Below are 20999 nucleotides of genomic sequence, written 5' to 3'. Positions count from 1 at the left end.
CTTTCAGTTCAAGGCCGGCGTCGGCGTCAGCGCCCCGACCTTGGCGCCAATCCGGCTTTCGATGGGCGGATTCGCCAATTCGAGCAGTCTCGCGGACAGGCCCTCGTCCGCATGCAACAACCTGGCAAGCACGGCGGCGGCGATTGCATCGCCGGCGCGCCCGGCACCGTCATCGCATTTGACGGCGATGCCGAGGCCGAGTTCGGGAATTGCGGCACAGTGGACGCCCTCGGCCCCGCCTTTGGCGAAAATTCGTCCGGGAGCGGCTTGCATCAGCAACAGATCGGCGCGGCCGGTGCCGGCAACGAAGAACGGCTCCGCCATGCAGGCCGAAAGCAGCCGCTTCGCGGCCTTCGCCCGCTCCGGGCCAAAGCCGTGGGCCGCGGCCATGCGGGCAAAGCCGAGCGCGAAACTCCTGAGCGGCACCGCATAGGTCGGGATCGAGCAACCGTCGGTCGCGCGTTCCTCGGGGCCGTGCACAGCGCCGGTGACTGCCTCCATGGCGTCGCGCACCATTTCCTGCATGGCGTGATCCGGTCTGACATAGCCGCGATGCGCGATGCCCGAATGGACGCAGGTACAGAGGAAACCGGAGTGCTTGCCGGAACAGTTGTTGTGCAACGCATTCGGTAAACCACCGGCACGCGCGAGCGCAATCTCGGCGTCATGGTTCGAGGGCCAGTGGACCCCGCATTCGAGCGCCGACCCGTTCAGCCCGGCCCTGGCCAGCATGGACCGCGCCAGTTCGGCATGCGCCGGTTCGCCGGAGTGGGAGGCGCAGGCCAGCGCCAGTTCGCGATTGCCGAAGTCATAGGCATCCGCGGCACCCGTTTCGACAAGCGGCAGGGCCTGGATCGCCTTTACGGCGGAACGCGGAAAGACCGGCTTGGACGTATCGCCGATCTCCAGCACCGGCTTGCCGTCGGCATCGAAGACGGCAACGGCGCCGCGATGGGCGCTCTCGACAATGGCGCCGCGCAAAACTTCGATCAGAACCGGATTTGCCATGCTACCTCCCACGAATGCCGGGGCGGTTTACCTGATCCGGTCGAGAATGGAAACGTAGTTGGCGACCGCCGCACCGCCCATATTGAAGATGCCGCCGAGTTTCGCGCCCGGCACCTGGATGCCGCCGGCTTCGCCGACAAGCTGCATGGCGGTCAAAACATGCATGGAGACGCCGGTGGCGCCGATTGGATGGCCCTTGGCCTTCAGCCCGCCGGAGGGATTGACCGGCAGGCGGCCGTTTTTTGCCGTTGTGCCATCCAGCGCCAGTTTTGCGCCCTCACCGGGCTTGGCCAGTCCCATCGCTTCATACTCGATCAACTCGGCGATGGTGAAGCAGTCATGCGTCTCGACGAAGGAGAGATCGTCGAGCGTTACGCCGGCATTCTTCAAAGCGCGGGTCCAGGCCTGCTCGCAGCCCTCGAACGTCAGGATGTCGCGCTTCGACATCGGCAGGAAATCCTGCACATGCTCGTTAGCGCGGAAGGCGACCGCGCGGCGCATCTTCAGCGCCGTTGCCGTGTCGGCAAGGACAAGGGCAGCGGCGCCGTCGGAGACTAGCGAGCAGTCGGTGCGTTTGAGAGGACCGGCGACGAACGGGTTTTTCTCGCTTTCCTGCCGGCAGAAGTCATAGCCGAAATCCTTGCGCATCTGCGCATAGGGATTGTCGACGCCATTCTTGTGGTTCTTGGCAGCGATCATGGCTAGCGCATCCGACTGGTCGCCATAGCGCTGGAAATAGGCCTGCGCGATCTTGCCGAAGACGCCGGCGAAGCCGGCTGGCGTCTCGCCGTCCTCGGGCAGATAGGAAGCCTTAAGCAAATTCTTGCCGATTTCGGGCCCGGGCGTCGTCGTCATCTGCTCGGCGCCAACCACCAGCACGATTCGGGCGGCGTTCGCATCAATGGCGCGGACACCTTGCCTGACGGCGGCCGAACCGGTGGCGCAAGCATTCTCGACGCGTGTCGCCGGCTTGAAGCGCAATCGGTCGTCCGCCTGGAGAACCAGACTTGCCGTGAAATCCTGCGCCGAAAAGCCGGCATTGAAATGGCCAAGCACGATCTCGTCGACCTCGTCCGGGCCGATGCCGGCATGGTCGAGCGCGTCCGTCGCGACCTTGACGATCAGGTTTTCGAGCGTCTCGCCCTCAAGCTTGCCAAAGCGCGAATGCGCCCAGCCAACGATGCATGCGGTCATGGCGGTCTCCATCTTGGCGCCACCGCCCATTGCTCGTGACGCACTTCGCCTTTATTGTTCAAATATAAACATTCTCACCGGAGCCGTGAAGGGCCGCAACGCGACAATCGCTTGGTACAGGTCGCGTCGAGGTCGATTTTTTATTGATTGACGCGTCAATAAAAAATAATCTCCCGCAAAAATCGGGAACGGCATGCCAAAAGTCGGAATGGAGCCATTGCGCCGCAGGGCGCTCATCGACGCGACGATCTCGGCGATCGGCGAGCGTGGCTCGCTTGACGTGACCATGTCGGAGATCGCCGGACGCGCCGGTGTGTCTTCTGCGCTTGCCCACCACTATTTCGGCGCCAAGGACGAGCTGCTGTTCGCGACGATGCGGCACATCTTGGCCGAACTGACCATCGATATGCGCCGCGCCCTGCAGTGCGCCGGCACCGCGCGCGAGCGCGTCTCGGTCGTGGTCGCCGTCAACTTCTCCGATGTCCAGTTCCGGGCCGAAACCATCGCCGCATGGCTCGCTTTTTATGTCGAGGCGCAGCAATCGTCTTCGCTGCGCCGGCTGCTCAGAATCTATGCCCGGCGGCTGCATTCCAACCTGATGAGTGGATTGACCGGTATCCTGCCGAGGACAGAAGCCGACCGCGCCGCTGAAGCGACGGCGGCGATGATCGACGGGCTCTACATCAGGCGCGCGCTGAAGGATGGCGTGCCTGACGCCGCGACCGCGATCGCGCTGGTCGAGGATTATCTCGAAATCAAACTTGGCGGACGGCACAAGCAGTGACAGCGAAGCGACCCAATTTCCTGATCGTCATGGTCGACCAGCTCAATGGCACATTGTTCCCGGATGGGCCGGCGGAATTTCTGCACACGCCGCATCTGAAGGGGCTGGCCGCGCGTTCGGCGCGCTTTGCCAACAACTACACCGCCTCGCCACTCTGCGCGCCGGGCCGCGCCTCCTTCATGAGCGGCCAGTTGCCGTCGCGCACCGGTGTCTATGACAATGCCGCCGAGTTCGCCTCGTCGATCCCGACCTTTGCCCATCATTTGCGTGCGGCCGGCTACTACACCTGCCTGTCGGGCAAGATGCATTTCGTCGGACCGGATCAGCTGCACGGCTTCGAGGAACGGCTGACCACCGACATCTATCCGGCGGATTTCGGCTGGACGCCGGACTACCGCAAACCCGGCGAGCGCATTGAGTGGTGGTATCATAATCTGGGTTCGGTGACCGGCGCCGGCGTTGCGGAAACAACCAACCAGATGGAGTATGACGACGAGGTCGTGTTCCTCGCGTCTCAGAAGCTCTATCAGCTTTCGCGCGAACAGGACGATGCGAGCCATCGGCCCTGGTGCCTGACCGTCTCGCTCTCGCACCCACACGATCCCTATGTCGCGCGCAAGCAGTACTGGGATCTCTATGAGCATTGCCAGGTGCTGGATCCGGAAACCGGGTACATCGCTGAAGACGAGCAGGATCCGCATTCTCGGCGACTGTACCATGCCAGCGACTATCCCTCTTTCGAGATCACGCCCGAAGAGGTGCGTCGTTCGCGGCGCGGCTATTTCGCCAACATCTCCTATGTCGACGACAAGGTCGGCGAGCTCCTCGACGTTCTCACGCGGACGCGTATGTCCGACGACACGATCATCCTGTTCTGTTCGGATCACGGCGACATGCTCGGCGAGCGAGGCCTGTGGTTCAAAATGAGCTTCTTCGAAGGCTCGGCGCGGGTGCCGTTGATGATCGCCGGCAAGGGCATTCGTGCCGGGGTGATCGAGGCGCCGGTCTCCAATCTCGACGTGGCACCAACACTTTGCGACCTTGCCGGCATCGACATCGGGGCGATCGCGCCGTGGACCGACGGCCAGTCGCTGCTGCCGCTCACCAAGGACGGGCAGCGCACGGCACCGGTGCTGATCGAGTACGCGGCGGAGGGGTCCTATGCGCCCTTGGTGGCAATCCGCGAAGGCAGATACAAATTCGTCCATTGCGAACTCGATCCGCCGCAATTGTTCGATCTCGAAGCCGATCCGCTCGAGCGGGACAACCTGGCCGACGACCCCGCCAATGCGGGTCTTGTGGCGGCATTCCTGGAAAAGGTCCGGGCGCGTTGGGACATGGCCGGCTTCGATGCCGCCGTGCGCGAAAACCAGGCACGCCGCTGGGTCGTCTATCCGGCGCTGCGCAACGGCGCCTACTACCCCTGGGATTTCCAGCCCTTGCAGAAGGCGTCAGAGCGGTACATGCGCAATCACATGAACCTGGACAATCTCGAAGAGAGCAAAAGGTATCCGCGAGGCGAATGATGGCAGACCTTCTCGTTCCCACTCTCGACCATCTCAGGCAGGCCTATGCGGTAACGTCACGGGCGACACAGGTCACGCCGCTGCTGGAATCGGCGGCGCTCGCCAGGGAGACCGGCGCGTCTCGCGTTTTCATCAAGCCGGAATCGCTGCAATGGGCCGGATCCTTCAAGGTCCGCGGCGCTTATTGGCGGCTGAAGCGGCTTTCGCCCGACGAGGCGAAGAAGGGCGTCGTCGCCTATTCCTCCGGCAATTTCGCGCAAGGGCTGGCTGCGGCCGGCCAGGCGCTTGGCATTCCGGTGACCATCGTCATGCCGATCGACGCGCCGGCCGCCAAGCGCGATGCTACCGCAGGCTACGGCGCGCGCGTTGTGCTGACCGACCATGGCGATCGCGCGCGTGAAGAGGTCGCGGCGGCCAAGGCGCGCGAAATCGCTGAAACAGAAGGGCTAGCGCTCCTGCATCCATTCGACGATCCCGAGATCGTCGCGGGTCAGGCAGGTGCCGGCCTCGAGGCGCTCGACCAGCTGTCGGCTAGGGATGCCAGTGCCGATCTCCTGTTCTGCTCGGTCGGTGGCGGTGGGCTGATCGGCGGCGTTTCGCTCGCCTTCCACTATCTGTCGCCGGCGACCGAGATCGTCGGCGTCGAGCCCGAAGGGTTCGACGGCATGGGCTCGTCGCTGGCCCGTGGCAGCATCGAGACCATGCCGATCGGTCCTAAATCGATCTGCGACGGACTGATGTCGCGCCGGCCCGGCGACGCGCCGTTCGCCGCGGTCAAGACCGCTGGCGTGCGCGGCATCACGGTCGACGATCAGTCGGTGCGGCGCGCGATGCGGATCGCTTTCGAGCGTATGAAGCTGGTGCTCGAACCGTCAGGTGCGGCGTCGCTGGCGGCATTGCTCGGTGGCAAGGTGGATGTGGCGGAAAAGACCGTCCTGGTGGTGGCTACCGGCGGCAACGTTTCGCTCGCCGATTTTATGGCGCATATGAACCATGCTTGAAGCGGATTTCGTCATCATCGGCTCCGGGTCCGCCGGTTCGGCCATGGCCTACCGCCTGTCGGAAGACGGCAAGCATTCGGTCATCGTCATCGAATTCGGCGGCACCGATATCGGGCCGTTGATCCAGATGCCTTCGGCGCTGTCGATACCGCTCAACATGAGCCTCTACGACTGGGGCTTCGCCAGTGAACCGGAACCGCATCTGGGTGGCCGCGTGCTGGCGACACCGCGCGGCAAGGTGATCGGCGGCTCGTCCTCGATCAACGGCATGGTCTATGTGCGCGGCCACGCCCGCGACTTCGACCATTGGGCCGAACAGGGCGCGACCGGCTGGGGCTTCGCCGACGTGCTGCCCTACTTCAAGCGCATGGAGGATTCAGACGGCGGCGAGGACGGCTGGCGCGGGCACGGCGGCCCGCTGCATGTGCAGCGCGGCTCGCGGCGCAATCCGCTCTATGGCGCCTTCGTCGAAGCGGGCCGTCAGGCAGGGTTTGAACTGACCGACGACTACAATGGCGCCAAGCAGGAAGGCTTCGGCCCGATGGAGCAGACCATTCTGGGCGGCCGCCGCTGGTCGGCGGCATCAGCCTATATGAAGCCGGCGCTCCGGCGCAAAAACGTCAGACTGGTCAAAGGCTTCGCGCGCCGAGTGATCATCGAGAATCAACGCGCCATCGGCGTCGAGATCGAAGCTCACAAGCAGATTCAAGTCGTTAAGGCGCGACGTGAAGTGATCGTCGCGGCGTCCTCGATCAACTCGCCAAAAATCCTGATGCTGTCCGGTATCGGCCCGGCCGGGCATTTGCGCGAAAACGGCATTGCCGTCGTGGCCGACCGGCCTGGCGTCGGCGGCAACCTGCAGGACCATCTGGAGCTCTACATCCAGCAGGAATCGACCAAACCGATCACGCTGAATTCAGTGCTGAACCCGTTCTCCAAGGCGATGATCGGGGCGCGGTGGCTGTTCTTCAAATCGGGCCTTGGCGCCACCAATCATTTCGAGGCGGCCGCCTTCGTGCGCTCGCAGGCAGGCGTCGACTATCCCGACATCCAGTACCACTTTATCCCGGCGGCGGTGCGTTATGACGGCAAGGCGGCGGCGAAGTCGCACGGCTTCCAGGCGCATGTCGGACCGATGCGCTCGAAGTCGCGCGGCTCGGTGACGCTACGCTCGCCGGATCCGAAAGCGAAGCCGGTCATCCGCTTCAACTACATGTCGCATCCAGACGACTGGGCGGAGTTCCGCCACTGCATCCGCCTGACCCGCGAAATCTTCGGCCAGTCGGCCTTCGATGCCTATCGCGGACAGGAACTCTCTCCGGGCAGCCATGTCCAGTCGGACGACGATCTCGACGTGTTCATTCGCGATCATGCCGAAAGCGCCTACCACCCCTGCGGCACCTGCCGAATGGGCCACGTCGATGATAAATCGAGCGTGGTCGATCCGGAATGCCGGGTTATCGGCGTCGACGGATTGCGGGTCGCCGACTCCTCGATCTTCCCGCGGGTCACTAACGGCAACCTCAACGCGCCATCGATCATGACCGGCGAAAAAGCGTCCGATCACATCCTTGGCCGCACACCGCTCGCGCCGTCCAACCAGGAACCATGGATCAATCCGCGCTGGCAGGCGTCCGACAGATAGGCCATGATCCGCCGATAGAGTGAGCCGCCCGACAGGCGCCCGCCCAATAGCCGTCGCTTGGGCCAAAACGATTTGGAGACTTCCCATGCGCGCCCAGCCCACGGCTTCGCACTATGTCAACGGACGCTATATCGAGGACGAAGGCGGCGCGCCGCTGCCGGTGATCTATCCGGCTACGGGTGAGACCATCGCCATGCTGCGTTCGGCGACGCCGAACGTGCTGGAACTGGCGGTCGAGGCCGCCCGCGCCGCACAGCCGGCCTGGGCGCGCCTCAAGCCGGTCGAGCGCGGCCGCATCCTGCGCCGCGCCGCCGACATTTTGCGCGCCCGCAACGCCGATCTTGCCCGCATCGAGACGCTCGACACCGGGAAGGCGATCCAGGAGACGCTGGTGGCGGATGCACCTTCCGCCGCGGACTGCCTTGAATATTTCGCCGGCGCGGTCGCTGTCTTCAACGGCGAAGCGGTCGACCTCGGCGGGCCATTCGCCTATACGCGCCGCGAGGCGCTCGGCGTCTGCGTCGGCATCGGCGCCTGGAATTATCCGATCCAGATCGCCGGCTGGAAATCCGCACCCGCACTCGCCATGGGCAACGCCATGGTGTTCAAGCCATCGGAAAACACGCCGCTTTCGGCGCTGGCGCTGGCCGAGATCTACTCGGAAGCCGGCCTGCCCGACGGGCTGTTCAACGTCGTGCAAGGCTATGGCGACGTCGGCGCCGGCCTTGTTGGCCATGATGTCGTCGCCAAGGTCTCGGTGACCGGCTCGGTGCCGACCGGGCGCAAGGTGCTGTCGCTGGCGGGCTCCAGGATGAAGCACGCGACGATGGAACTCGGCGGCAAGTCGCCGTTGATCGTCTTCGACGATGCCGATCTAGAAAATGCCATTGGCGGCGCCATGCTCGGCAACTTCTATTCGACCGGCCAGATCTGTTCCAACGGCACGCGCGTCTTCGTCCAGAGCGGTATTCACGACCGCTTTGTCGAGCGGCTGGTCGAGCGGACCAAGAAAATCCGCATCGGCGATCCGCTCGACCCGGAAACGCAGATGGGCCCGCTGGTCTCCAAGGCACAGCAAGACAAGGTCGTCGGCTATATCGAGGCCGGCAAGTTGGATGGGGGGACGCTGGCCTGCGGCGGCAATGTGCCGTCGCTGCAGGGCTTCCAGGGCGGCTTCTTCGTCGAGCCGACTGTGTTCACCGGCGTCACCGACGCGATGCGGATCGCCCGCGAGGAGATTTTCGGCCCGCTCATGAGCGTGCTGAAATTCGACAGCGAGGATGAGGTGATCGACCGCGCCAACGACACCGAGTTCGGTCTAGCCGCCGGCGTTTTCACACGCGACCTGCCGCGCGCCCATCGCGTCATCGCCGAGTTGCAGGCCGGAACCTGCTGGATCAACGCCTACAATCTGACGCCGGTGGAAATCCCCTTCGGCGGCGTCAAGCAATCCGGCATCGGGCGCGAGAATTCGCTGGCGGCGCTGGCGCTCTATTCGCAGCTGAAGTCGATCTATGTGGAAACCGGGGACGTCGCCAGTCCGTACTGATCCCGCCTACTTCTCCGCCGTTCCATCCAGATACTGCGTCAGCGCACAGACCAGATGGTAGAAGATGCTCGCCGGCACGTCGGTTGCCAGCGAGCGGCCGCGTTCGTCGATGCGATCGATCCACAGGCCGAGCGGCGCCGGGTCGACGTGCCAGCGGAACAGCCGGCCGACCCTCGCCTCGATCTCCGGCTTCAGATCGGGACCGCCCGAGCCATCCAGCGCGATCGCCGCCTTGAGCGCCTCGGCCTGCGGCCAGCTGCGCGAGATCAGGTCGAGCGGCAGTCCTTGCCGCGAGACTGCGCCATAGGCAAGGCCAGTGGCCCGATTGAGGCCATTGGCGACTGCCGAGGCGTAGAGTTTTCGGGCAAAGACGCTCAGTTCGGCCTGGCCGCTGCGGCCGGCGAAATCGACCAGCAGCGATGCCCATTCGAAGTGATGGCCAGGTTCGGTCCAGGTCCCCTTCTCTCCCGGTACCGGTTTCCATTCTGCATCGAAATACTCGCCGAGTGTCCAGCTCTCAGCGTCGAAGAAATGGCTGCGGAAGAGCTCGATGATGCGCGCCGCGCGACGCAGATGCGCACGCTCACCGGTTGCCTGGTGCCAGGCCAGGAAAGCTTCGAGCAGATGCATGTGCGGGTTGGAGCGTCGCTCGCCCGCTCCGTCCGAGGTGTCGAGGAAGCCGGTCATGCGGCTGTCCTCCAGATGCGCGTCAAGGAAGGCGAAGGTCTCTTCGCCGAGCCGCAAGGCATCGGCATTGCCCGACATATGCGCATGCGCCAACGCCAGCAGAATGCAGGAATGATCGTAGGCGTCCTCGACCGGATCGGCGACGGAGCCATCGACATTCAGCGTGCGCACCCAACCGCCTCGTTCGGTGCGGCCCTGCCCCGCCATGAAGTCGATGCCATGCGCGATCAGCCGGTCGGCCGGCCCGGTCCAACCGCGCTCCTTGGCAACCGCGAAGGCATAGACCTGCCTGGCCTGGGTACGCATGCGCTTGGGCTTGACAAGCGGGTTGGTGTCGAAACCCAGCGCCTCGTGAAAGCCACCGTGCCGCTCGTCGACTCCTGATGTCGACCACAACGGCAAGGTCTCCTGGAAGAGCCAGTGATGCACGCGCCGCCGCCAGGCGCCACTTTCGATGACGCGGTCATGCGCCGGCGTGAATCTGGTTTCCAGTCGTCCCGATTTTTCCAGTTGTTCGACGATCTTCTTGACGTGCTGGCTGTGGCTCACCGGGGCAACGAAAGTGGCATCCGCCGTCGAGACGATGGCAACGTCCTTCATGCCGATCGCCGACAGCAGGCGGCCATCGCTGCGGATATAGGAATTCTCGCAATCGATGGCGACGACATCGCCGACAACGACGTTGCCCCGGTCGTCGGCGGGACCGACATCGAGGAGCGATTGCCAGGAGCCGAGATCGTTCCAGCGGAAGCCGGCCGGCACCATGGCTATGTCTTTTGCCCGCTCCATGATGGCATAGTCGATCGAGTTCGACGGGATCGCCGCGTAAAGTTCCAGCGGCATATAGAGGCCGGACAGGTCCGTTGTGGCCGCCTCGTAAGCCGCTTCGGTAGCGTGCCAGATGTCGGGCTGGAATGTCTTGAAGGCGTCGCGCATGGCACCGGCCCGAAACAGGAAGATGCCGGTGTTCCAGTAGAAATTTCCCGCCTTGAGATAGTCGTTGGCCGTCGCAAGGTCGGGCTTCTCGACGAAACGCGAAACCTCGAACACCCCGCCCCTCTCGGCCGATACCTCGATATAGCCGTAGCCGGTTTCCGGCTGGGTCGGTTTGATGCCGAACACCACCAGACGGCCGGCGCGCGCCGCCTGCGATCCCGCCTCGATACTTTGCCAGAATTGCCCTGCTGTCGCTATTTCATGATCCGAGGGCACCACCAGAACCAGACTGTCGCCGAATTCCGACAGAGTGCGCAGGGTGGCCAGTGCGACGGCGGCGGCCGTGTTGCGTCCCGCCGGCTCGAACAGGGGGCCGCCGCCGGCAAGATCGAGACCGGCCAAGTCGGCATGGACACGATCGGCATGACGCTCCGAAGCGATCAGGAAGATCGGCGTCTCGCCAGCCGGTCTCGCCGTCAGGCGGCGCAAGGTCTTGGCCAGCATGGAACCGTCGCCCGACAGATCGTGGAACTGCTTGGGATTGTCTTCGCGTGACAGCGGCCATAACCGAGAGCCGACGCCGCCGCTCATGACAAAACTGACGATGCGCTGGCCCATGGATGCCCTGTCAAAAAGTCTGGTTGTAAGCGCCGACTTCCGGACTGCGGCGCAAAACGGCGTCGACGGCATCGAACATCTGCCGGCGACGCTCGGACGAGACCGGACTTTCGACGACCACGACCAGTTCCGGCTTGTTCGACGAAGCGCGCACCAGACCCCAGGTGCCGTCCTCGGCGACGACGCGCACGCCGTTGACGGTGATCAGGTCCGATATCTTCTGGCCGGCGAAGGTGGCGCCGTCGCGCATCATGGCCTGAAAGTCGGAGACCACCCGCTCGACCACGCCATACTTCACTTCGTCCGCGCAGTGCGGGGACATTGTGGGGGTGCCGAAGGTCAGCGGCAGGCCCCGGTAGAGATCGGCCATCGAGCTGGCCGGGTTACGCTCCAGCATCTGACAGATGGCGATTGCCGTGACCAGTCCGTCGTCATAGCCGCGCCCGATCGGAGGGTTGAAGAAGAAGTGGCCTGATTTTTCGAAGCCGGCGACCGCGCCGAGTTCGGCAACCCGGCGCTTGATGTAGGAATGGCCGGTCTTCCAATAGTCGGTGACAGCGCCGTTGGCGCGCAGCACCGCGTCGGTGTTGAACAGTCCGGTCGACTTGACGTCGACGACGAAGGTCGAACCGGGATGGAGCCGCGAGATATCCCGCGCCAGCATGACGCCGACCTTGTCGGCAAAGATCTCGTTGCCTTCATTGTCGACGACACCGCAGCGGTCGCCGTCGCCATCGAATCCCAACCCGACATCGGCGCCGGTCTTAAGCACCTTGTCCCTGATGGCATGCAGCATCTGCATGTCTTCCGGATTGGGATTGTAGTTTGGAAACGTATGATCAAGCTCGACATCGAGCGGGATCACTTCGCAGCCGATCCGTTCCAGCGCTTCAGGTGCAAAGGCGCCAGCAGTGCCATTGCCGCAGGCGGCAACCACTTTGAGCTTTCGTGTGATGCGCCTGTCTCGGGTCAGATCGTCGAGATACGTCTCTCGAAAGTCGGAAACGAAATCATAGGAACCGCCGCCAACAAGGTCGAAATCGCCGGCCAGCACGATCGCCTTCAGCGCGCTCATCTCCTCGGGGCCGAAGGTCAGCGGCCGCGCCGCTCCCATCTTGACGCCGGTCCAGCCATTTTCGTTGTGCGAGGCCGTGACCATGGCCACCGACGGCGTATCGAGCGCGAACTGCGCGAAATAGGCCATCGGCGACAGCGCCAGACCGATATCCTTCACCCGCGCGCCGGCCGCCATCAGCCCCGAAACCAACGCCAGCTTGATGCCAAGCGAATAGGAACGGAAATCATGCCCGGTGACGATGTCGGGCCCGACGCCGAGACGCCGGATCATCGTGCCGAGCCCCATGCCAAGCGCCTGGACGCCGATCAGATTGAGTTCTGGCGGCACTGTCGAACCGGGATGGCCGAACCACCAGCGCGCGTCATATTCACGAAAACCGGATGCCTTGATCAGCGCCGCGGTTTCGAATTCGAAGCTGTTTGGCCAAGCTTCGCCGACGATTTTTAGGGGCAAGACGGCAGGGCTCCAAGCGGCAGAAATACGATGCATCAATGCAGCGGCTTAGCACACAAGGCTTTAAACCGCGTTTATCCCGACCGAAATTCGGGCCATCCGGCAATGCCCGCGGAAAGCGTACGAAATGCGACAGAAGGGCTGCCATTGCCGCTTGCAGGAACGAAGTGTGGCGGCTATAAGCCCGCGATCTGGTCACGGAGTGTAGCGCAGCCTGGTAGCGCACCTCGTTCGGGACGAGGGGGTCGCAGGTTCAAATCCTGCCACTCCGACCAGAAATTCAGTATGTTAGCGCATCCCGACCTTGGCGCCCCACCCGAGATTCACCAGAGATAGAGCCTTGCCCAAGATCATGCCTGTTCCTTGGGAACGGACGCGAGATTCGTTCCTCTTAGGGGCATGGGCCACGAAGTCCCTGCCACCGTGTGCAGGCGTCTAGCGGAGGCCGAAAAAGCTCAATACCGCTATGACGACGACCACCGCTCCCACCAGCCAAATAATGTTGTTCATAATCTCACTCCTGTTGCCCGGTGAAGCCCGCGCCTCTGGCGGAGGACGCGGGCCGATCAGCCTTTGCCTGCTGATCTTCAGCGGACACCAAACCGTGATGTCTGCTGCGGGAAGAACTGTTAGGCCGGCCTAATGTTCCGTCGCCTGACGGGATCTGGCGCCAGGTGGGCGAATTGTCTTCACATTTGCGGCAGAGCGTTCCTCCCTAGCAGTGACAGAACGCGAGTGGTGTTTGCCACCGCCGGCGCAGATGGCCGGAAGCAAGCCCCTCTTTTTCAAATCGTGGCGACGCGATAGCCAGCCCTTCGATGCTGCGTCCGGCTGTCCCGGGGAACCGGAACCAAAGGGATCAACAGCAGTTGTATCCAACGAAGGGCTAATCAAAGCAGTTGGAGAACTTGCAATGAAAACAATGATCATGTGCGCTTTGGCGCTTTCGATGGGATTGCCCGCTTTGGCTTCGGCAGCCGAGGCTGACGTCGTCATCAGGACCCACCATCGGCACCACCACAACGTCAGGATCATCAACGAGGAAGGCCAGCGCCTGCATTACCGACACTACGGGAGGGTAGCGTTCTATGACCATGGCCGTCGCCATTGGCATCACCATCGGAATACAGTCGTCGTCACCGGCTCCGTCTCCACCCACCACCGTCACCATCATCCGGTGGTGATGGAAAACGGCGGTTACTGATGCCTGACTGGTGGCCCGGCTCTCGCGAGCCCGGCCACCAGGTGACTTTGCCCAGCACGCTGCGCGGCGCGTTTCATGCAAATGGCTTCGAGTTCTCGCCTGAAATACAGCCATGCGAAGCGGATCGTTTCAACCCCGAATATCTCACACCACTCGGAAGCAAGTCGCGAGAATTCTGCTCGGTGAAGTGAACTGGCCACCAAGACTTGAGGGTTCGGCGAATCCATGCTCGCTTGCACTTGCATGCGACGGACGAAGCCTATCGACCTACGAAGGAACTTGGCTGAGCCAATGTGCTAAGGGATTAGCTGAGGACTATTCCAGCCACCATGAAGGTGATGGCCACCGCGAAAATCGGTGCGAGCAACCAGCGCGCCTGACCAACACTCTTTTCCATCAAACTTCTCCCGTAATTTGCAATCAGACAACGGTGATAAAGAGCGGCTGTTCCGGCCGGCAGGCTTGGCAAGACCAATGCGTTCTAGGCTCAGACTTAGGTCCGACATCCACCCGACCGAAGCCCTGCGCCGGGAACGTTTCCACTTGGCCCAAGTTCGAGTTCGGGCGCGGAAAACCAAGTTCGAGTTCGGGCGCGGAAAACCAAGCGAAGCGGGAACGGATGAGCACCACAATGTCGAACCATGAGACTGTAACATCCCATGTATTGGGGATGCGCATAGATAGCCTCAAAACCAGAATGCAACACGCTCAGATCACCGAGGGTGAAATGAAGACCTTCCAAAAAGTAGCGGCCGTGATCGAAGGCGGCCGAGGCCGCATCGACGGCGACGATCTGATCGCCGCATCGTTCGTTACCGACACGCTGACGGACGCAACGTCCGAGTGACCATGCCAACAATCAGTAAGCTTTTCGAATCCCATGCCGAAGCGGCGCGGATCGCCGGGGACCTGTTGGCGGCCGGGGTCCCGCGCGTACAGATCGCCATTATCGGGCCCTATCGTGACGAAATCGATGTCCTGAGGTCCCCGGGTGTCATGCTGGCCGCTGCCGCCGGGCTGTTGGCGTGCCTCGGCGCCGTCGCTGTTTACGACATCAACCTTTTCTCGACCGGCCTGTCGGCAATAGCCCTGGTCAGCGTGTTCTGCGGCGGCCTCGGCGGATTACTCGGAGCCATGGTCGCGGCCACCAGAACACCCGAGCGGCTAAGTATCGGCGAGGGGATTGTGCTGGTGACGGCGCATGTAGACGACAATGCGGCCGACATTGCCCAGATTGTGCTCGGCGGTGGTTGCTCCATGACCGAATTGGCCGCCCAAGCAGCGTAAAAATTCCGACAGCGATAAGCGGGCCGATAGCCAAGTGCAGAACGCGAGCACTGGCCGGCCGGTGAAACTTTGACGAAATGGGTATCAGCGCTAGGTTGATCGATGAAGATCAGGGAGGCGGCAAAAACGGCCGGGCCGGACGCGCGCATGAGTTTGATTTCAAGGACAAGGTCGGCACCCGCTCTTCTGGCTGTGGCCTTCCTGGCTGCCGGATGCTCATCGATCGGCAGGACGGCCGATCCGGCCAAATACGAGAGCCTAAGCTGTAGCGAGCTGAACAGTGCGCTGGGAAGTAGCGCGCGCGACATCTCGCAGACGGCGATCACCCGAGGCAAGGTCGCCAACACCAGCGTGCCGCGCTGGCTGCTGGGCGGATCGCGCGTCAAGACCGCGGTCGCCAACCGTGAAACGGCCAGGATCGACCGGCTGAAGCAACAGCAGGATGCCATTGTCGCTGTGCGCGCACGCAAGTGCGCGAGCTGAGCGACAGAAGACGCCGCGATAATTGCCCCTACCGGCGCTTTACGCGCTCAGTCGAAACCGAGTGACGTCGATCGCGGCGTTCATCAGCGTCTGCGTATAAGGCGCCCGTGGATTGCTGAATATCTCTTCCGTCGGCCCCTCTTCGACGATCTTGCCTTGCTTCATCACGATGATGTAGTCGGCCAAGGCGCGCACGACCGACAGATCGTGGCTGATGAAGAGATAGGACAGTTCGTGGTCGGCCTGCAGCTTGCGCAGCAGTTCGACGATCTGTTTCTGCACCGAGCGGTCAAGCGCCGATGTCGGCTCGTCCAGCACGACCATCTTCGGCTTCAGAATCATGGCGCGGGCAATGGCGATGCGCTGCCTTTGTCCGCCGGAAAATTCGTGCGGGTACCGGTTGCGTGCATTGGGGTCGAGGCCGACCTCGCGCAGGGCCTCGACCGCGCGCTGGTCGCGCTGCTTTCCTGAAAGGTTGGGCTCATGCACCAGCAGCCCTTCGGTGACGACCTGACCGACGGTCATGCGCGGCGACAGCGAGCCGAACGGGTCCTGGAAGACGAGTTGCATCTGGCGCCGCAGCGGCCGCATCTGCCGCCGGTCGGCAGTGGAGATATCGCGATCGCCGAACCGAATGAGCCCATCGCTTGGCAGCAACCGCAGCAAGGCGCGGCCGAGCGTCGACTTGCCCGAGCCGGATTCGCCGACAATGCCGATGGTCTGGTTGCGCTGCAGCCGGATCGAGATGTGATCGACGGCCCGCAGCATCAGCGGTTCGCCGGCCAGAAACCCACCGCCGATCCTGAATGTGACTTCGACATTCCTACCTTCGAGCACCACCGGCGCATCGGCTGGCGGCGGCGACTTGGTTCCTGTCGGCTCAGCCGCCAGCAGCATTTTGGTATAGGCGTGCCGTGGATTGGCAAAAATGGCTTCCGCCTCGCCTTCCTCGACCACCTCGCCCTGGCGCATGACATAGACACGGTCGGCAAAGCGCCGGACGATACCGAGGTCATGGGTGATGAAGACGATCGCCATGCCGAGCTTGCGCTGCAGTTCGGCCAAAAGCATCAGGATCTGCGCCTGGATGGTCACGTCAAGCGCCGTCGTCGGCTCGTCGGCGATCAGGATGTCGGGGTCATTGGCGAGCGCCATCGCGATCATCACGCGCTGGCGCTGGCCGCCGGACATTTCGTGCGGATAGGATTTCATCCGCCGTTCCGGATCGGGAATATGCACGAGCCGCAGCAGCTTGAGCGCCTCTTCATGCGCTGCGGCGGCACGCAGGCCGCGATGCCGCCGGATCGGCTCGATCAGCTGGTTGCCGATCGAATAGAGCGGATCGAGCGAAGTCATCGGCTCCTGGAAGATCATGCTGATCTTGCGGCCGCGGACCTTGTTCAGCTCGGACTTGCTCAGGGTCAGCAGGTTGCGGCCGCGATAGTCGACATGGCCTGACGCTTCGCCATTGGAGGCCAGCAGGCTCATCGCCGCCATCATCGTCTGGCTCTTGCCGGAGCCGGACTCGCCGACCACGGCAACCGTTTCGCCCGCGTTGACGTGGATGTTGATGCCCTTGACCGCTTCGACCGCACCGTCGAGCGTGCGGAAGCGGACGCGCAGGTCCTTGACGCTGAGGATCGTTTCGGAAGCAGCCATTTCAGCGGTCCCCATCTTTATCGATCCCCATCTTTATCGATCCCCATCTTTATCGATCCCTTGGGTCGAGCGCGTCGCGCAGGCCATCGCCGACGAAATTCAAGGCGAACAGCGTCGAGACCAGAAAGAAGGCGGGAAACAGGAGCAGCCAGTTGGCGGTGCCGATGTTCTTGGCGCCGACCGAGATCAGCACGCCCCAGCTGGTCATCGGCTCCTGGATGCCGAGCCCGAGGAACGACAGGAAGCTCTCCAGGATGATGACCTGCGGCACCAGCAGCGTCATGTAGATCACCACCGGGCCAAGCAGGTTCGGGATGACATGGCGGATCAGGATGCCACCCTGGCCAATGCCCATGGCTTCCGCCGCCTGGACATATTCCTGCCGGCGAATCGACAGCGCCTGGCCGCGCACGATGCGCGCCATGTCGAGCCACAGCACGGCACCGACCGCCAGGAACATCAGCACGAAGTTGCGGCCGAAGAACACCACCAGCATGATGACGAAGAAGATGAACGGCAAGGAATAGAGCACGTCGACGATGCGCATCATCACTTCATCGACCTTGCCGCCGGAAAAGCCGGCGGCGGCGCCGTAGATCACGCCGATCACCACCGCCACGACACCGGCAAGCAGACCGATGGCCAGCGATATGCGCCCCGCCATCAGCGTGCGGGAGAGAAGATCGCGGCCGGTATTGTCGGTGCCGAACAGGAAATACTGCTGCTTGACCGACGCGCTCATCGTCACTTCGAGGCCGTCGGACGACTTGTTTTCGATCTTGGTGTCGTCGAAGGCATCGGAGCGATCGAGGTAGCGGATGTTGCGGTCGTCGATCGGCTTGGTCGACTTGACCGTGACGAAGACCTGGCTCCGCTCCTGGTGCCAGTCCTTGATCTCGACCCGCATGCGTTTGATCGCTTCGGTAAGTGCCGTCTCGATCATATCGGGTTTCGGATAGGCCGAGAGGCTTGGCGGCATGCGCACATAATCGGCGTAGATGGTCGTGTATTGATGCGGCACGAACCACGGGCCAAAGACGCTGATGACCCCAATTAGGGCGAGGTAGTAGAGGCTGAACATGGCGGCGCGGTTTGCCTTGAGGCGCGCCCAGGCATCGCCCCAAAGCGAGCGACCAACGATTGCGGGGCCCGTGGCTGCGATGTCAGTCATAGCGCACCCTCGGGTCGACGACCGCGTACATGACGTCGACGATCAGGTTGAAGACGATGGTAAAAATGGCGATCACCACCACCGTTCCCATCACCAGCGTATAATCGCGGTTGAGCGCGGCATCGACGAAATAGCGGCCGACGCCGGGAATAGAGAAGATCGTCTCGACGATGACCGAGCCGGTCAGCAGTGCCGCCGCCGCCGGGCCGGTGAAGGAGACGATCGGCAGGATAGCGCCGCGCAGCGCGTGCTTGACCACCACCGACCAGTCGGAAAGGCCGAGCGCGCGCGCCGTTCGGATATGATGGGATCGCAGCGATTCGATCATCGAGCCGCGCATCAGCCGGGCAACGATGGCGATTTGCGGCAAGGCAAGTGTCAGCACCGGGCCGACCTTGTTGATGAAGGCGCCATCGCCCCAGCCGCCGATCGGCAACAGCCTCCAGGTCAGCCCGAAGACAAGCTGGATCACCGGCGCGATGACGAAGGTCGGGATGGTGCTGCCGGCTGTCGCCAAGGCGATCACGGTATAGTCGCCAAGCTTGTTCTGGTTGAGCGCGGCAATGGTGCCGAGCACGCTGCCGAGCAGCAGCGCCAGGATCAGCGCCGAGGCGCCGAGCTGAACGGAAATGGGCAGGCCCTTGGCAAACAGTTCGGTGACTGTGAAATCCGGCATGTTGTAGCTCGGGCCGAAATTGCCACGCAGCAGATTGCCGAGATAATGGACATATTGCAGCCAGAGCGGGTCGTTGAGGCCGAACTGGGCTTCCAAGTTGGCCTTGATCTCAGGGCTCAGCCCCCGCTCCTGGTTGAATGGACCGCCTGGCGCGACGCGCATCAGGAAGAACGCCATCGTCACGATGACGAACAGCGTCGGGATGGCGGTCAAAAGCCGCCGGAATACGTATCGCAGCATCGGTGCCCCGCTTGATCCGGAGCATGCCCGTCCACTCGGGCGATTGCGCTCCAGCCTTCGAATCTTCGCACCGGATGTTCTGAAAATCGATTTCCGCTTCCCGGGCCGATGCGATGGCAAACCAGCGCCGCCGCGCATCAGTTGCGCGGCGGCTTGGCCAGGGATCAGTCCTTGCTGACGAAGCGCGACGGATGCACGTCCATCACATTGTCGACGAAGCCATGCAGCTTCGAGGAAACGATGTCGTGGTAGCTGTAGTAGAGAAGCGGGATCTGGCCGACATCGTCGATGAGGATGCGCTCGGCCGCTGAGAGGTCCTTCATGCGCTCTTCGGGCTTGCCGCCGGCGGCCGCGGCCTTGTCCATTGCCGCTTCGTATTGCGGGCTGTTGTAGTTGGAATAGTTGTTGCCGCTGGCCTTGCGTGTGATGCCGAGGAAGGTCTCTGGATCCTTGTAGTCGGCAATCCAGGCGGCACGCGCCACGTCATAGTCGCCCTTCTGCTCGAGGAAGGAGTAGTGGGTCTTGGTGTCGGTGTTGAGCAGCGTGACGTCGACGCCAAGCGGCTTCAATTGTTCCTGGATCGCCACTGCCGTGTTCTTGTGGTTTTCCGAGGTGTTGTAGCGGATTTCCATCTTCAGCGGATGTTCGGGGGTGTAGCCAAGCTTCTCGAGGATCTTCTTGGCCGCGTCCTCGCGGTCGATCTGCGGCATGTCGGCATATTTGGCCATTGCGGGCGTGTAGCCCTCGATGCCGGGGGGCACCATCGAATAGCCGGGCAGCATCGAATTCTGCCAGACCTTTTCGGCGATGAAATCACGGTCGATCGCCATCGAGATGGCATTGCGCAGTTCAGGGTTGTTCCAGGGCGCCTTGTCGGTCTTGATGGCATAATAGTAGGTGCCGAGATACGGCCCGACATGGATCTGGTCGCCGAACTTGGTCTTGAGGTCGGCGAGCTGTTCGGTCGGCAGATCGTCATAGCTGTCGAGTTCGCCGGCCTCGAAGCGCTTCATCGCCGATGAACGATCCTCGGTCGGAATGTAGTTGACGACGTCGAACTTGACGGACCCGGCGTCCCAGAATTTGGGATTCTTGACCAGTTTCATGTGGTCGTTGGGAACCCATTCGGCCAGCGTATAGGCGCCGTTCGAAACCAGATTGCCCGGCTTGATCCAGTCGGCGCCAAGCTTTTCAATCGAGGCCTTGCTCACCGGATAGGTCGCCTGATGGGTCAGCATCTCCAGGAAGTAGGGCGTCGGCGCCTTCAGCGTCACCTCCAGGGTGCCGGCGTCGATCGCCTTGACACCCATGTCCTCGGGCTTGCCCTTCTTGGTGTTGACGTCCTCCGCGCCCTTCACCGGATACAGCATCGAGGCGTATTCGGCCCCGGTCGCCGGATCTTCCAGCCTGTGGAAGGCATAGACGAAGTCGTCCGCCGTCACCGGGCTGCCGTCCGACCACATGCCGTCCTTGCGCAGCTTGAAGGTGTAGACGGTGCCGTCATCCGATACCGTCCAGCTTTCGGCGGCGCCCGGAATAAGCTTCGCCTTCTCGTCCTGCATGACCAATCCCTGGAACAGATCACGCAGCACATTGGCTTCGTAGACCGTAGAGGTCTTGTGCGGATCGACCGATTCCGATTCAGCGGCGGTGCCCCTGTTATAGACGGTCTCCGCGAAAGCCGGCGTGTAGAATGCGCCGGCGGTTACAGCCATGGTGGTGGCGAATACCGTCGCCTTCAGCATATTTTTCAGCATGAAGTTCTCCCTGTCGGCGCTGCCATCGGCGCGCCTTTACGTG

The 20999-nt window shown here is 62.7% G+C and carries 17 protein-coding genes and 1 tRNA gene; 10 read left to right on the top strand and 8 right to left on the bottom strand.

Annotation, left to right across the window (positions count from 1 at the left end):
- Positions 1 to 3 precede the first annotated feature (3 nt).
- Positions 4 to 1008 carry an asparaginase gene (locus ACVWWD_RS16565; RefSeq protein ID WP_352548104.1) on the bottom strand — a complete coding sequence of 335 codons (1005 nt, stop codon included), beginning with the start codon at positions 1006 to 1008 and terminating at the stop codon, positions 4 to 6.
- A 27-nt stretch (positions 1009 to 1035) separates the two neighbouring features.
- Complete coding sequence (locus ACVWWD_RS16560) at positions 1036 to 2202, bottom strand: acetyl-CoA acetyltransferase (RefSeq protein WP_023771539.1); 1167 nt, start codon at positions 2200 to 2202, stop codon at positions 1036 to 1038.
- Between the two features lie 193 nt (positions 2203 to 2395).
- Here ACVWWD_RS16560 and betI point away from each other — a divergent pair, with 193 nt between their 5' ends.
- The 5 genes from betI to betB all read left to right on the top strand — a co-directional run bounded on the left by betI (position 2396) and on the right by betB (position 8707).
- Positions 2396 to 2986 carry a choline-binding transcriptional repressor BetI gene (gene betI / locus ACVWWD_RS16555; RefSeq protein ID WP_352548101.1) on the top strand — a complete coding sequence of 197 codons (591 nt, stop codon included), beginning with the start codon at positions 2396 to 2398 and terminating at the stop codon, positions 2984 to 2986.
- The gene (betC, locus tag ACVWWD_RS16550; protein WP_352548100.1) at positions 2983 to 4512 is read left to right on the top strand and encodes a choline-sulfatase; all 1530 of its coding nucleotides are present in this window, start codon (positions 2983 to 2985) and stop codon (positions 4510 to 4512) included. Before betI ends, betC begins: the two co-directional genes overlap by 4 nt.
- Entirely contained in the window at positions 4509 to 5513 is a 1005-nt protein-coding gene (locus ACVWWD_RS16545; protein WP_352548098.1) for a threonine/serine dehydratase, read from the top strand. The genes betC and ACVWWD_RS16545 overlap by 4 nt, the downstream gene beginning before the upstream one ends.
- Entirely contained in the window at positions 5506 to 7158 is a 1653-nt protein-coding gene (betA, locus tag ACVWWD_RS16540; RefSeq protein WP_352548096.1) for a choline dehydrogenase, read from the top strand. The genes ACVWWD_RS16545 and betA overlap by 8 nt, the downstream gene beginning before the upstream one ends.
- Before the next feature lie 85 nt (positions 7159 to 7243).
- Positions 7244 to 8707 carry a betaine-aldehyde dehydrogenase gene (gene betB, locus ACVWWD_RS16535; RefSeq protein WP_457103201.1) on the top strand — a complete coding sequence of 488 codons (1464 nt, stop codon included), beginning with the start codon at positions 7244 to 7246 and terminating at the stop codon, positions 8705 to 8707.
- A gap of 6 nt (positions 8708 to 8713) precedes the next feature.
- Here the strand turns inward: betB and ACVWWD_RS16530 are convergent, their stop codons facing one another.
- On the bottom strand, positions 8714 to 10948 hold the full coding sequence (locus tag ACVWWD_RS16530) for a mannose-1-phosphate guanylyltransferase/mannose-6-phosphate isomerase (RefSeq protein ID WP_352553867.1): 2235 nt from the start codon (positions 10946 to 10948) through the stop codon (positions 8714 to 8716).
- Between the two features lie 10 nt (positions 10949 to 10958).
- Positions 10959 to 12479: a phosphomannomutase/phosphoglucomutase gene (locus tag ACVWWD_RS16525; protein ID WP_457103200.1), complete on the bottom strand. Its 1521-nt coding sequence runs from the start codon at positions 12477 to 12479 to the stop codon at positions 10959 to 10961.
- 198 nt (positions 12480 to 12677) lie between these two features.
- Here ACVWWD_RS16525 and ACVWWD_RS16520 point away from each other — a divergent pair.
- From ACVWWD_RS16520 to ACVWWD_RS16500, 5 genes are all read left to right on the top strand, one after another.
- A tRNA-Pro gene (locus ACVWWD_RS16520) sits at positions 12678 to 12754 on the top strand.
- Between the two features lie 638 nt (positions 12755 to 13392).
- Entirely contained in the window at positions 13393 to 13683 is a 291-nt protein-coding gene (locus tag ACVWWD_RS16515) for a hypothetical protein (protein ID WP_352551452.1), read from the top strand.
- 631 nt (positions 13684 to 14314) lie between these two features.
- The gene (locus tag ACVWWD_RS16510; protein ID WP_023771527.1) at positions 14315 to 14530 is read left to right on the top strand and encodes a hypothetical protein; all 216 of its coding nucleotides are present in this window, start codon (positions 14315 to 14317) and stop codon (positions 14528 to 14530) included.
- A gap of 2 nt (positions 14531 to 14532) precedes the next feature.
- Positions 14533 to 14970: a hypothetical protein gene (locus tag ACVWWD_RS16505; RefSeq protein WP_352551483.1), complete on the top strand. Its 438-nt coding sequence runs from the start codon at positions 14533 to 14535 to the stop codon at positions 14968 to 14970.
- 147 nt (positions 14971 to 15117) lie between these two features.
- Positions 15118 to 15453: a hypothetical protein gene (locus ACVWWD_RS16500; protein ID WP_023771525.1), complete on the top strand. Its 336-nt coding sequence runs from the start codon at positions 15118 to 15120 to the stop codon at positions 15451 to 15453.
- A 39-nt stretch (positions 15454 to 15492) separates the two neighbouring features.
- On the opposite strand, the gene ACVWWD_RS16495 is transcribed toward ACVWWD_RS16500, so the two are convergent.
- From ACVWWD_RS16495 to ACVWWD_RS16480, 4 genes are all read right to left on the bottom strand, one after another.
- Complete coding sequence (locus tag ACVWWD_RS16495) at positions 15493 to 17112, bottom strand: ABC transporter ATP-binding protein (RefSeq protein WP_352551454.1); 1620 nt, start codon at positions 17110 to 17112, stop codon at positions 15493 to 15495.
- A 49-nt stretch (positions 17113 to 17161) separates the two neighbouring features.
- Positions 17162 to 18283 (bottom strand): ABC transporter permease, encoded by a 1122-nt coding sequence (locus ACVWWD_RS16490; RefSeq protein ID WP_352551456.1) that lies wholly within the window; start codon positions 18281 to 18283, stop codon positions 17162 to 17164.
- Positions 18276 to 19199: an ABC transporter permease subunit gene (locus ACVWWD_RS16485; RefSeq protein WP_015318681.1), complete on the bottom strand. Its 924-nt coding sequence runs from the start codon at positions 19197 to 19199 to the stop codon at positions 18276 to 18278. Before ACVWWD_RS16485 ends, ACVWWD_RS16490 begins: the two co-directional genes overlap by 8 nt.
- A 164-nt stretch (positions 19200 to 19363) precedes the next feature.
- Entirely contained in the window at positions 19364 to 20956 is a 1593-nt protein-coding gene (locus ACVWWD_RS16480) for a peptide ABC transporter substrate-binding protein (protein WP_023796078.1), read from the bottom strand.
- Positions 20957 to 20999: the final 43 nt, after the last annotated feature.

This window comes from Mesorhizobium sp. URHB0026 (assembly GCF_054059755.1).
The sequence above is the reverse complement of the archived record's forward strand: the minus strand, read 5'-3'. Positions and strand labels throughout refer to the sequence as shown.